Origin of the sequence: Dechloromonas sp. ZS-1, assembly GCF_039649255.1 — a bacterium.
GTDB lineage: Bacteria > Pseudomonadota > Gammaproteobacteria > Burkholderiales > Rhodocyclaceae > Azonexus.
The window spans coordinates 148403-162269 of sequence record NZ_JBDIYD010000001.1 but is presented as its reverse complement, the minus strand read 5'-3'; the positions used below and the strand labels follow the sequence as shown (position 1 = coordinate 162269).

Here is a 13867-nt window from a genome sequence, read left to right as displayed (position 1 = left end):
GCCGGCTTTGCCGGCCTTTTTTGTTAGTAGCCAAGAGTCGGCTAGAATCGCGGGCGTGGAAAATAGTAAAAACATCTATCTGGTCGGCTTGATGGGGGCGGGCAAGACGACGATTGGCAAGCAACTGGCCAAACGTCTGGGCCGCCGCTTCTACGATTCCGACCATGAAATCGTGGCACGGACAGGTGTGCCGATCCCAACGATTTTTGAGATCGAGGGCGAAGCGGGCTTTCGGCGTCGGGAGGCGCAGACAATCGTTGAGTTGACGGCCGAGTCCGGTATCGTGATGGCCACCGGCGGTGGTGTGGTCATCAATCCCGAGAATCGCCAGCGCCTCCGTGAAACCGGTTGGACGGTCTATCTCAATGTGCCGCCCAGACTGCTCTATGAACGTACCCGCCACGACAAAAATCGTCCGCTTTTGCAGGTCGCGGACCCCTTGGGCAAACTGGAAGAACTGCATGCCCAGCGAGACCCCTTTTATCGCGATGTGGCGAATATCGTGATCGAGGGGAACCAGTTGCTTGCAAGCGGGATCGTGCACCATCTTATTCGTGAATACAGCCAACTACCCCTGCTATGAACCAAACACTCAATGTCGCTTTGGGGGAGCGTAGTTACCCCATTCATATCGGAACCGGTTTGTTGGCTGACCCGGCGCTGATCCAACCCTTTTTCAAGCAGCGCAAGGCCCTGATCGTCACCAATGAGACGATTGCCCCCTTGTATCTTGATCGCTTGCGGTCGACGCTCGAAACAGCCGGAATTTCCGCGCTTTCAGTGGTCTTGCCGGATGGTGAGGCCTTCAAAACCTGGGAAACACTTAACCAGATTTTTGATGCGTTATTGGCCAGTCACTGTGAACGCAACACGACGCTGGTGGCCTTGGGCGGAGGGGTGATTGGGGACATGGGGGGCTTTGCTGCAGCGTGTTACCAGCGTGGCATGCCTTTTATCCAGGTTCCGACGACATTGCTGTCTCAGGTCGATTCATCGGTCGGCGGGAAGACGGCGATCAATCATCCGCTCGGCAAGAACATGATCGGCGCGTTTTATCAGCCGCGTCTGGTCCTGGCGGATATCTCCACGCTGGATACTTTGCCGAACAGGGAGTTGAAAGCCGGCCTGGCGGAGGTCATCAAGTATGGCTTGATTCGTGACCCCGAGTTCTTTTCATGGCTTGAGGGCAACATGCCACGCTTGCTGGCGAGAGATCGTGAGGCACTGATTTATGCGGTACATCGCTCTTGTCAGAACAAGGCAGACGTTGTCGCTGCGGATGAGCGCGAAACGGGCGAGCGTGCCTTGCTCAATCTGGGGCATACCTTCGGCCACGCCATCGAAACCGGCATGGGCTACGGGGTGTGGTTGCATGGCGAAGCGGTCTCTGCCGGCACCTTGATTGCGGCTGAACTGTCGATGCATTTGGGTTGGCTGACTGCAGACGATTGTGCACGGATAGAGCGTATTTTCAAGGCGGCGGATCTGCCGGTGCGTGGCCCTGCGCTGGGGGCTGCGCGTTACATTGAACTGATGCGTCACGACAAGAAGGTTCAGGATGGAAAGATGCGTCTGGTCCTGCTGAAATCGATCGGTCAGGGTGTCATTTCCGACATCGCGACGGAAGCGCAGATGGCCGAGGCCATTCAGGCACGTTGCGATGGGGGCTAAGCGCCCTGCATGACCTAATTTGGTGCGTCGCAGCATCTTGAATTGACGGGGTTTTCGGGGTATATTGCGTAGTTGCCCCTAATATTCGTACAAGCCGGCTAGCCGAAGGGGTGGCCGGCTTTTTTTATCTTTGGTCCTTGATTTCATTGGCCGAGTTTTTTGAAGGAACGACAGTGATGGAACCGGCAGTACCTGAGCGGCAGGGTTTGTACGACCCCGCCAACGAGCACGACGCCTGTGGCGTAGGTTTTGTAGCCCATTTCAAGGGGCAGAAAAGCCACAGCATCGTTGAGCAGGGTTTGTTGATCCTGAAAAACCTGGATCACCGCGGTGCCGTGGGTGCCGACCCCTTGCAGGGCGATGGCGCCGGTATTCTGATTCAGATTCCGGACCTGTTCTATCGCGAAGAGATGGCGAAGCAAGGCGTCGATTTGCCGCCGGCCGGCGAGTATGGCGTCGGTATGGTCTTCCTGCCCCAGGAAGCCGCTTCCCGCCAGGCCTGCATCGAAGAAATCGAGCGTTCTATCGCCGCCGAAGGCCAGCGTCTGATCGCCTGGCGTGATGTGCCGGTGAATCGTGACATGCCGATGTCGCCGACTGTTCGTGCCAAAGAGCCGATCATCAAGCAAGTCTTCGTCGGTCGCGGTCCGGACGTCTTCGTGACGGACGCTCTCGAGCGCAAGCTGTACGTGATCCGCCGTCGTGCTGCCAACGCGATCAAGTCGCTCAAGCTGAAGCACGGTCAGGAATTCTACGTGCCGTCGTTCTCGGCCCGGACCGTGAACTACAAGGGCCTGCTGCTGGCCGATCAGGTCGGTGTCTATTACTACGACCTTCAGGACAAGCGCACGACCTCCGCCTTGGCACTGGTGCACCAGCGCTTCTCGACCAACACCTTCCCGACCTGGGATCTGGCCCACCCGTTCCGTTACATCGCCCACAACGGCGAAATCAACACGGTGCGCGGTAACGTCAATTGGTTCAAGGCGCGCGAGCAGGCCATCTCTTCGCCGATCCTTGGCGATGACCTGAAGAAAATCTGGCCGCTGCACTATCCGGGCCAGTCGGACTCCGCTTCGTTCGATAACGCCCTCGAACTGCTGGTCATGGGCGGTGGCTATTCCCTCGCCCAGGCCGTCATGCTGATGATCCCGGAAGCTTGGGAAAAGCACACGACGATGGACGAAAACCGTCGCGCCTTCTACGAATACCATGCTGCCATGATGGAGCCGTGGGACGGCCCGGCTGCCGTGGCCTTTACCGACGGCCGCCAGATCGGCGCCACGCTGGACCGTAACGGCCTGCGTCCGGCTCGCTACCTGGTGACCGACGATGACCTCGTCGTCATGGCCTCCGAATCCGGCGTGTTGCCGATTCCGGAAAAGAAAATCGTCAAGAAGTGGCGCCTGCAACCGGGCAAGATGTTCCTGATCGACATGGAACAGGGCCGCATCATCGACGACAAAGAGTTGAAGGACTCCCTCGCCAATTCCAAGCCCTACCGCGAGTGGATCGACAAGATCCGCATCAAGCTGGATGAGGTTGAGGCCCCGGCCGAGCAAGCTCCGGCCGCCTCTGCCGCTGCTCTGCTCGATCGCCAGCAGGCCTTCGGTTACACCCAGGAAGACATCAAGGTCATCCTGGAGCCGATGGTTCAGAACGGTGAAGAAGCAACGGGTTCGATGGGTACGGACAGCTCGCTGCCGGTTCTCTCGAAGAAGAACAAGACCCTCTACACCTACTTCAAGCAGTTGTTCGCCCAGGTGACGAACCCGCCGATCGATCCGATCCGTGAAGAACTGGTCATGTCGCTCGTGTCGTTCATCGGTCCGAAGCCGAACCTGCTGAACACCAACGACATCAATCCGCCGATCCGTCTGGAAGTCTCCCAGCCGGTCCTGTCCTTTGCCGACATCGAGAAACTGCGCAATATCGAGCAGTACACCTCCGGCAAGTTCCGCTCTTTCGAGCTGGATATCTGCTATCCGGTGTCCTGGGGCAAGGAAGGCATTGAAGCCCGTCTGGCTTCGCTGGCTGCTGATGCCGAGGATGCAGTGCGTTCCGGTGCCAACATCCTGATCGTTTCCGACCGCAAGCTGGATGCCGACAATGTCGCCATTCCGGCCCTGCTGGCCACGTCGACCGTCCACCAGCATCTGGTGAAGAAGGGCCTGCGTACCTCGGCTGGTCTGGTGGTTGAAACCGGCTCTGCACGTGAAGTGCATCACTTTGCCCTGCTCGGCGGTTATGGCGCCGAAGCGGTCCACCCCTACCTCGCCCTCGAAACCATCGAGAGCCTGGCCAAGGGCGACGCCGAAAAGGCCGAGAAGTTCACCAAGAACTTCATCAAGGCCATCGGCAAGGGCCTGTGCAAGGTCATGTCCAAGATGGGCATCTCGACCTACATGTCCTATACCGGCGCGCAGATTTTCGAAGCCATCGGTCTGAAGAAGGACTTCATCGAGAAGTACTTCACCGGTACCCCGTCCAACGTCGAAGGGATCGGTGTGTTCGAAGTGGCAGAAGAAGCCATCCGTCTGCACAACGAAGCCTTCTCGGCTGACCCGGTGCTGACCAACATGCTGGATGCCGGTGGCGAATACGCCTTCCGTGTCCGTGGTGAAGACCACATGTGGACGCCGGACTCGATCGCCAAGCTGCAGCACTCGACCCGCTCCGGCAAGTACGAGACCTATAAGGAATACGCCAAGCTGATCAATGATCAGACCAAGCGCCACCTGACCCTGCGCGGTTTGTTCGAGTTCAAGTTCGCCGGTCAGGCGATTCCGCTCGACGAAGTCGAATCCGCCAAGGAAATCGTCAAGCGCTTCGCCACGGGTGCCATGTCGCTCGGTTCCATTTCGACCGAAGCCCACACCACCCTGGCCATCGCCATGAACCGCATCGGCGGCAAGTCGAATACTGGTGAAGGTGGCGAAGATGCCAAGCGCTTCCAGCCCCTGAAGGCTGGTCAGAAGCTGTCTGACGTGGTGGGTGCATCGCGTATCGAACGCGATTACACCTTCAAGGACGGCGATTCCCTGCGCTCTGCGATCAAGCAGGTTGCCTCCGGTCGTTTCGGTGTGACCGCCGAATACCTGGTCAATGCCGATCAGATCCAGATCAAGATGGCTCAGGGCGCGAAGCCGGGTGAAGGCGGTCAATTGCCGGGTACCAAGGTGTCCGAATACATCGGCAAGCTGCGTCACTCCGTCCCGGGCGTGACCCTCATTTCGCCGCCGCCGCACCACGACATTTACTCCATCGAGGATCTGGCTCAGCTGATCCACGATCTGAAGAACGTCAATCCGACCGCTTCGATCTCCGTCAAGCTGGTCTCGGAAGTCGGTGTCGGTACGGTGGCAGCCGGTGTCGCCAAGGCCAAGGCCGATCACGTCGTGATCGCCGGTTTCGACGGTGGTACGGGTGCTTCGCCTGTGTCGTCCATCAAGCATGCCGGTACGCCGTGGGAACTCGGCCTGTCCGAAACCCAGCAGACCCTGGTGCTGAACCGCCTGCGTTCGCGTATCCGCGTTCAGGTCGATGGTCAGATGAAGACCGGTCGTGACGTGGTTATCGGTGCCCTGCTGGGTGCGGACGAATTCGGTTTCGCCACCGCCCCGCTGGTCGTCGAAGGCTGCATCATGATGCGCAAGTGCCATCTGAACACCTGCCCGGTCGGCGTCGCCACCCAGGATCCGGAACTGCGCAAGCGTTTCTCCGGTCAGCCTGAGCACGTGGTGAACTACTTCTTCTTCGTTGCTGAAGAAGTGCGCGAACTGATGGCCCAACTGGGTATCCGCAAGTTCGACGATCTGGTTGGCCGTGTCGACCTGCTCGACATGCGTGCCGGTATCGAACACTGGAAGGCCAAGGGTCTCGATTTCTCCAAGATCTTCCATCAGCCTGCCGTGCCGGCCGATGTGCCGCGCCTGCATACCGAAGGCCAGGACCATGGTCTCGACAAGGCGCTGGATCACAAGCTCATCGAGCAAGCCAAGCCGGCACTCGAAAAGGGCCAGAAGGTCCAGATCGAAACCGAGATCATCAACGTCAACCGTACCTGCGGCACCATGCTCTCCGGCGAAGTGGCCAAGCGTTATGGTCATGCCGGCCTGCCGGACGACACCATCCACGTCAAACTGACCGGCACTGCCGGCCAGGCCTTCGGTGCTTTCCTGGCCAAGGGCGTGACCCTGGAACTGACCGGCGAAGGTAACGACTACGTTGGCAAGGGCTTGTCGGGTGGTCGCATCATCATCAAGCCGAGCCCGGATTTCCGTGGCGATACGCAGCAGAACATCATCGTCGGCAACACCGTCATGTACGGTGCCACCGAGGGTGAGTCCTTCTTTGCCGGTGTGGGTGGCGAGCGCTTCTGCGTGCGTAACTCCGGTGGTACGGCCGTGGTGGAAGGCGTGGGTGACCACGGTTGCGAATACATGACCGGTGGTACGGTCGTGGTGCTGGGGATGACCGGCCGTAACTTCGCGGCCGGTATGTCCGGCGGTATCGCTTACGTCTTCGACGAAGACGGCAGCTTCAAGAACCGCTGCAACCTGGCTCAGGTTGCGCTGGAAAAGGTGCTGCCGGCCAACCGTCACGCAGCCGGCGAGCCGCTCCATCGCGGCCAGGCTGACGAGAACCAGCTCAAGGAGCTGATCACCCGTCATGCCGAATACACCGGCAGCAAGACCGCCAAGGCGATCCTGGCCAACTGGGAAGCCAGCCGCGAGAAGTTCGTCAAAGTTTATCCGCATGAATACAAGCGCGCCCTCACCGAGATGGCCGCTGCTGCGAAGAAGGAGGCCGCATAATGGGCAAGCCGACTGGATTCATGGAGTTCGAGCGCCTGGAAGAGGCCTACGAACCGGTCGAACACCGCCTGAAGCATTACAAGGAGTTCGTCCAGACCTTGTCTGACGACGATTCCAAGACGCAGGGCGCACGCTGTATGGACTGCGGCATCCCGTTCTGCAACAACGGCTGCCCGGTGAACAACATCATTCCGGACTGGAATGATCTGGTTTACCGCGGCAACTGGAAGCAGGCGCTGGATGTGCTGCATTCCACCAACAACTTCCCGGATTTCACCGGCCGCATCTGTCCGGCTCCGTGTGAAGCCGCCTGTACGCTCGGCATCAATGCGGCACCGGTCGGCATCAAGTCGATCGAGCATGCCATCATCGATAAGGGCTGGGAAATGGGTTGGGTCGTGCCGCAGCCGGCCGCCGCCAAGACGGGCAAGAAGGTTGCCGTCGTCGGTTCCGGCCCGGCTGGTCTGGCTGCTGCACAGCAGCTGGCACGTGTCGGCCACGATGTGACCGTCTTCGAGAAGTCCAGCCGTATCGGCGGTCTGCTCGGTTTCGGCATCCCGGATTTCAAGCTGAACAAGTCCGTGATCGATCGTCGTGTTTCCCAGATGCAAGCCGAAGGCGTGGTCTTCAAGACCAAGGTCATCGTTGGCGACAAGTTCATTCCGGCCGGCATCAACAACGATGCGACCGAATGCGTTTCCGCAGACGATCTGAAGAAGTCCTTCGATGCCGTTATTCTGGCAGCCGGTTCCGAAATCCCGCGCGACCTGCCGGTGCCGGGGCGTGAGCTGAAGGGCGTCTATGCCGCCCTCGAGTTCCTGATCCCGCAGAACAAGGAAGTGCAGCAAGGCATTGCCAACCCGATCAACGTCAAGGGCAAGCATGTTGTCGTGATCGGTGGCGGCGATACCGGTTCCGATTGCGTCGGTACCAGCTACCGTCACGGTGCTGCGTCCGTGACCCAGTTCGAACTGATGCCGGCACCGCCGGAGCAGGAAGACAAGCCGCTGGTCTGGCCGTATTGGCCGCTGAAAATGCGTACCTCCTCTTCCCACAAGGAAGGTGAAACGGTGCGTGAATTTGCGGTGGCGACCAAGGAATTCATCGGCGATGGTAACGGCAACGTCAAGGCACTCAAGGCCGTGCGTGTCGAGTGGAAGGACGGCAAGATGGTTGAAGTGGCCGGTTCCGAATTCGAACTGCCGTGTGATGCCGCTTTCCTGGCCATGGGCTTTACCAACCCGGTGGGTTCCCTGCTGGATGCCTTTGGCGTCGAGAAGGATGCGCGTAACAACGCCAAGGCGGGTACCGAAGGCGAAGGCTGCTACCGCACCAACGTTGACGGTGTCTATGCTGCCGGCGACGTGCGTCGTGGCCAGTCCCTGGTTGTCTGGGCCATCCGTGAAGGCCGCCAGGCTGCCCGCGAAGTGGACCTGTTCCTGATGGGTGAGACGAACCTGCCGCGCTAAGCGACAATCAGTCTGATCCTGAGGCCCCGCCGTGCTTGAAGCCGGCGGGGCCTTTGTTTTTGCCGTTGGTCGGAAAAAATGACAAAAAACGAACCTGATCGCGGGGGCGCAATCGAACCAGCAAAGAACAGCGTCGGTGATCAGCGCCGCTGGCGTCACGTCGGCTCAAGCTTGCCAAGGCGAGGACGTTAATTCAGACAGGAAGACGCAATACCCGGCAGCCCACCAGACCACCACCACGCGGAGGTAGCCATGTCGATCTTCACCCGCTATCAAAGTCGCTACGATGCGGCGCAGGAAGAAGAGTTCTCGCTTCAGGAATACTTGGAACTCTGTCGCAATGATCCTTCAGCCTACGCTTCGGTCGCTGAACGGATGCTCATGGCAATCGGTGAGCCCGAGGTGGTCGATACCCGGCTCGATCCACGGCAATCCCGCATCTTCGCGAACAAGGTGATCAAGCTCTACCCGGCCTTCCGCGAGTTCTACGGGATGGAAGATGTCATCGAGCACATCGTGGCCTACTTCCGCCATGCCGCACAAGGGCTGGAAGAAAAGAAGCAGATTCTCTACCTCCTCGGACCGGTCGGGGGCGGCAAGTCCTCCCTGGCGGAACGCCTGAAGGCCTTGATCGAGAAAGTCCCTTTCTATGCGATCAAGGGATCGCCGGTGCACGAGTCGCCCCTCGCGCTTTTCAATATCGATGAAGATGGGCCGATTCTCGAGCAGGATTACGGTATTCCCCGGCGCTATCTGGGGGGCATCATGAGCCCTTGGGCGGTGAAACGGCTGCACGAGTATGGCGGGGATATCACCCGCTTCAAAGTGGTACGCCTCAGACCTTCCGTTCTTAATCAGGTCGCTGTGGCGAAGACCGAGCCCGGGGATGAAAATAATCAGGACATCTCCTCGCTGGTCGGCAAGATCGATATCCGAAAACTCGAAACCTATTCGCAGAACGACCCGGATGCCTACTCCTACTCCGGTGGCCTGTGTCTGGCCAACCGGGGCATCCTCGAATTTGTCGAGATGTTCAAGGCACCCATCAAGGTGCTGCATCCGCTCCTCACTGCGACGCAGGAGCAGAACTACAAAGGTACGGAAGGCTTTGGCGCTATTCCCTTCGACGGCCTGGTGCTCGCGCACTCGAACGAGGCGGAATGGCAGACCTTCCGCAACAACCGGAACAATGAGGCTTTTCTGGATCGCATCTACATCGTCAAGGTGCCGTATTGCCTGCGCGTGACCGATGAAATGCACATCTACGAGAAGTTGCTGGCCAACTCCTCGCTCACCCGCGCCCCGTGTGCCCCCGATACCTTGCGCATGATGGCCCAGTTCTCGGTATTGTCACGCCTCAAGGAGCCGGAAAACTCCAATCTGTTCAGCAAGATGCGGGTCTATGACGGTGAAAACCTCAAGGACACCGATCCGAAGGCGAAGAGTTATCAGGAGTACCGCGACTTTGCCGGGGTCGACGAAGGCATGACCGGCATTTCCACGCGTTTTGCTTTCAAGATCCTGTCCAAGGTGTTCAATTTCGATCATCGGGAAATCGCCGCCAATCCGGTGCATCTGATGTACGTGCTGGAACAGCAGATCGAGCAGGAGCAGTTCCCGCCTGAAGTGGAGGATCGCTATCGCCGTTTCATCAAGGAATACCTGAGCCCGCGCTATGCGGAGTTCATCGGCAAGGAAATCCAGACGGCCTACCTGGAAAGCTATTCCGAGTACGGGCAGAACATTTTCGATCGGTATGTGACCTATGCCGATTTCTGGATTCAGGATCAGGAATTCCGCGATCCGAATACCGGTGAAATGCTGGACCGTTCCGCGCTCAACGATGAGTTGGAAAAGATCGAGAAGCCTGCCGGCATCAGCAACCCGAAGGACTTCCGCAACGAGGTCGTGAATTTCGTGCTGCGGGCCCGCGCCAAGCATGACGGCAAGAACCCGGCCTGGACCAGTTACGAGAAGCTGCGGGCGGTCATTGAAAAGCGCATGTTCTCGAATACGGAAGACCTGCTGCCGGTCATCTCCTTCAATACGAAGGCCAGTGCGGACGAGCAAAAGAAGCATCAGGACTTCGTCGACCGCATGATCGACAAGGGATACACCGAAAAGCAGGTACGCCTGCTCTGCGAGTGGTATCTGCGCGTCAGAAAGAGCAGCTAGGCGGACGGACGGCCCTGCGGGGCCGGTCCCAACCAGCGACCACCGGACCACGGGAGGCGTCATGACCGTACGCATCGTCGATCGTCGGCAGGACAGCAGGAACAAGAGCTCCATCAACCGGAGCCGCTTCATCCGGCGTTTCAAGGGCCAGATCCGCAAGGCCGTGGCGGATGCCATTGCCAAGCGCGGCCTGCGTGATCTGGAGAGCGGCGAAAAAATCGGGATTCCCGGTAAGGACATTCACGAACCGCATTTTCAGAACGGTCGTGGTGGTGTGCAGGAGCGCGTGCATCCGGGCAACGACCGCTTTATCCAGGGCGACCAGATGGCCCGTCCGAGCGGCGGTGGCGGCCAAGGCCAGGGCGCGGGCCAGGCCAGCAATGAGGGTGAAGGACTGGATGACTTCGTGTTCACTCTGACCCGGGATGAGTTCCTCGACCTTTTTTTCGAAGAACTCGAGTTGCCGCACCTGGTGAAACGCCAGTTGGCCCGCATCGACGAATTCAAACGCATGCGGGCGGGCTATACGCAGACCGGCGTGCCGACCAACATCAATCTGGTACGCACCATGCGCGGTGCGGCCGGCCGCCGGATCGCCGTGGGCGGGCCCTATCGCCGCCGTTTGCGCGAACTACAGCAGGAACTGGAGTCATTGCTCGACGAGGCCTGCCCGGATGAGACGGAGGTACAGCGTCTGCGTCACGAAATCGCCGTGCTGCGGGCCAAGGCCGAGGCCGTTCCCTTCATCGACCCCTTTGACCTGCGCTATTCGAACCGGGTGCGTGTCCCGCAGCCGTCGACCCAGGCCGTGATGTTTTGCCTGATGGATGTCTCGGGCTCGATGGATGAGGCCACCAAGCAGATGGCGAAGCGGTTTTTCATGCTGCTGTACCTCTTCCTGAACCGCAATTACGAGCACATCGAGGTGGTCTTCATTCGTCACCACACCCTGGCTGAAGAGGTGGATGAGGATGCCTTCTTTCACAGCCGGGAAACGGGGGGCACGGTGGTGTCGACCGCCCTGAAGCTGATGCACGAAATCATCACGGCGCGCTACGCGAGCAGTCAGTGGAATATCTACGGTGCCCAGGCATCCGATGGCGACAACTGGAACGCGGATTCGCCCTTGTGCCGGGAGATACTCGAATCTGCCATCCTACCGGTGGTGCAGTATTTCGCCTACATCGAGATCACCGAAGGCGAACCGCAGAATCTCTGGCAGGAATACGAGAAGCTGGCGAGCACGCATGCCGGCCATTTTGCGCAGCAGCGCATCACCTCGCCCGCCGACATCTACCCGGTGTTCCGCGAACTCTTCCGGAGGCAGACGGCATGAGCAGGAAACGTCCCAGGAAAATCGCCGAAGGGTCGGACTGGACTTTTGAGGCGCTGGATCAGGCCGATGCGGAGATTGGGCGCGTCGCACGTGCCTACGGCCTGGATTGCTATCGGCATCAACTGGAGATCATCACCGCCGAGCAGATGATGGACGCTTACGCCGCCATCGGTATGCCTGTGTATTACCATCACTGGTCTTTCGGCAAGCATTTCCTGGAAACCGAAAACCGCTACAAGCGCGGCCACATGGGCCTGGCGTATGAGATCGTGATCAATTCCGATCCCTGCATTGCCTACCTCATGGAGGAAAACACGATGGCCATGCAGGCCCTCGTCATTGCCCATGCCGCCTACGGCCACAATTCCTTCTTCAAGGGCAATCATCTCTTCAAGCAATGGACCAGTGCCGATGCGATCATCGACTATCTGGTCTTCGCCCGGAATTACATCGCCGAATGCGAGGCGCGCCACGGCGTCGACGCCGTCGAGCAACTGCTTGATGCCTGCCACGCCCTGTCCAATCTCGGGGTCGATCGCTACAAGCGCTCGCCGCCCCTGTCCATGCAGAAGGAACAGGTTCGGCAACGCGAGCGGGAGGCTTATCTGCAATCGCAGATCAATGAATTGTGGCGGACCTTGCCACCTTCGGCCCAGGAACCCGCGAGCGACGAGGCCAGCCGTTTTCCGGCGGAGCCGGAAGAAAATCTGCTCTATTTCATCGAAAAGCACGCGCCGCTGCTCGAATCCTGGCAGCGCGAGATTGTCCGCATCGTGCGCAAGATCAATCAATACTTCTATCCGCAGCGCCAGACCCAGGTCATGAATGAAGGATGGGCCACCTACTGGCACTACACCCTGCTTCATACGCTCTATGACGAAGGCTGCCTCAGCGATGGCTTCATGCTGGAGTTTCTGCAGTCGCATACCAATGTCGTCATGCAGCCGCCTTATCACCACGACTGGTACAGCGGGATCAATCCTTATGCGCTGGGCTTTGCCATGTGGCAGGACATTCGCCGGATCTGCGAGGCGCCGGATGAGGAGGATCGCGCCTGGTTCCCCGAGATTGCCGGTTCGGACTGGCGGGAAACATTCGATTTCGCGATGCGCAACTTCAAGGACGAGAGCTTCATCGCGCAATACCTGTCGCCGCGTCTGATGCGCGAATTCCGCTTCTTCGCCGTTCAGGACGACGACACGCAACCCCGCCTCGCCGTCAGCGCCATCCATGACGAGAGCGGCTACCGCAGCCTGCGCCTCAAGCTGGCCGAGCAGTACAACCTCGGCAGCCACGATCCGGACATTCAGGTCTGGAACGTCGATTTGCGCGGCGACCGTTCGCTGACCCTGCGCCACTTCATGCACAAGCGCCAACCGCTCGGCGGCCAGATCGAGCGCATGATGGATCACCTTGCGACCTTGTGGGGGTTTACCGTGCGCATCGAACAGCAGGATGAACAGGGGCGTGTCACCCCGCTGATCGAACGCCAGAACGACCGCCGGCGGAACGCCTGAAGGCGCCTGGCGCCTCCTGCAAGCCGGAGTCAGGCCGCGTGTTGCGGGCTATCCACAGTCTGCCCGGATCATGTGACAATGTGACCTGATCAAGGGGGACAACACATGGCAGGCGAGTTGCAGGCAGCGTATTCCGTGTCCTTACCCAGCGGGGGGCTGGACGGACACATGATGTTGGTACTGGTCATCATGGTGCTGACCGGGGCATTGGGCGGGGTGGCCAATGTGTTTCTGGCCGAGCGGCAGGGCCCCCCAACCCGGCATGACTGGGTGAAATATCCGGTTTTTGGCATCGTGGCGGCGTTGACCGTCCCCCTCTTCCTGAACATGATCGCTTCGACCCTGCTCGAAGGCGCACGCACCAAGCCGATCGACCTCTTTGTCTTCGCCGGCTTCTGTTTGCTGTATGTCGTCGCCTCGCGTCGGCTCTTCGACAACATTGCCCAACGCCTGCTCGGACAGATGGAACATGTGCGGCGCGATGTCCTGCACCTGAAAACAGCGCAGGCCGAGCATGGCGCAGCGATCGCCGCCCTGCCGACACGCGCCGAGGCTGAGGTGGCCGCGGTGCCTGAACTTCCGAAAGCGCCAGAACCGGATCCGCGCGAGGTCCTCTCGTATAATGACGTGGAGATTTTGCGGGCCTTGCAGGCCGAGCGTTTTGTCTATGGCAACCTGGCCGCCCTGTGCGAGCGGACCGGTCTGCCGCGGGATCTGGTCAGCCAGCGCCTGACGGTGCTGAAGACCCTCGGGGTGATCGAAACCCGGATCAATGAACGCAACGTCCTGCACTGGATGGTCTCCGCGCGCGGCAAAGCCGTGCTGGACGACATTCTGGGCAGCAACGAAGACAAGAAAATTGCTTGAAACCTCGGCCCGAGC

At 59.5% G+C, this 13867-nt stretch carries 8 protein-coding genes; all 8 read left to right on the top strand.

All coding sequences use genetic code 11. The features are described 5' to 3' along the window. Nucleotides 1-55 precede the first annotated feature (55 nt). The 8 genes from AACO21_RS00780 (at nt 56) to AACO21_RS00745 (ending at nt 13852) form a co-directional block, all read left to right on the top strand. Nucleotides 56-583, top strand: a complete 528-nt coding sequence (locus AACO21_RS00780) for a shikimate kinase (RefSeq protein WP_346190571.1) — start codon at nt 56-58, stop codon at nt 581-583. After that, on the top strand, nt 580-1671 hold the full coding sequence (gene aroB, locus AACO21_RS00775; RefSeq protein ID WP_346190570.1) for a 3-dehydroquinate synthase: 1092 nt from the start codon (nt 580-582) through the stop codon (nt 1669-1671). The genes AACO21_RS00780 and aroB overlap by 4 nt, the downstream gene beginning before the upstream one ends. Before the next feature lie 176 nt (nt 1672-1847). Then, the gene (gltB, locus tag AACO21_RS00770; protein ID WP_346190569.1) at nt 1848-6488 is read left to right on the top strand and encodes a glutamate synthase large subunit; all 4641 of its coding nucleotides are present in this window, start codon (nt 1848-1850) and stop codon (nt 6486-6488) included. Then, nucleotides 6488-7957: a glutamate synthase subunit beta gene (locus AACO21_RS00765; RefSeq protein WP_346190568.1), complete on the top strand. Its 1470-nt coding sequence runs from the start codon at nt 6488-6490 to the stop codon at nt 7955-7957. The genes gltB and AACO21_RS00765 overlap by 1 nt, the downstream gene beginning before the upstream one ends. 252 nt (nt 7958-8209) lie before the next feature. Continuing rightward, nucleotides 8210-10132 carry a PrkA family serine protein kinase gene (locus AACO21_RS00760; protein ID WP_346190567.1) on the top strand — a complete coding sequence of 641 codons (1923 nt, stop codon included), beginning with the start codon at nt 8210-8212 and terminating at the stop codon, nt 10130-10132. 61 nt (nt 10133-10193) lie between these two features. After that, nucleotides 10194-11468: a YeaH/YhbH family protein gene (locus AACO21_RS00755; protein WP_346190566.1), complete on the top strand. Its 1275-nt coding sequence runs from the start codon at nt 10194-10196 to the stop codon at nt 11466-11468. After that, nucleotides 11465-12985 carry a SpoVR family protein gene (locus tag AACO21_RS00750; RefSeq protein WP_346190565.1) on the top strand — a complete coding sequence of 507 codons (1521 nt, stop codon included), beginning with the start codon at nt 11465-11467 and terminating at the stop codon, nt 12983-12985. The genes AACO21_RS00755 and AACO21_RS00750 overlap by 4 nt, the downstream gene beginning before the upstream one ends. 105 nt (nt 12986-13090) lie before the next feature. Continuing rightward, a complete protein-coding gene (locus AACO21_RS00745) occupies nt 13091-13852 on the top strand; it encodes a YEATS-associated helix-containing protein (protein WP_346190564.1) in 762 nt (253 codons plus the stop codon). Nucleotides 13853-13867 lie beyond the last annotated feature (15 nt).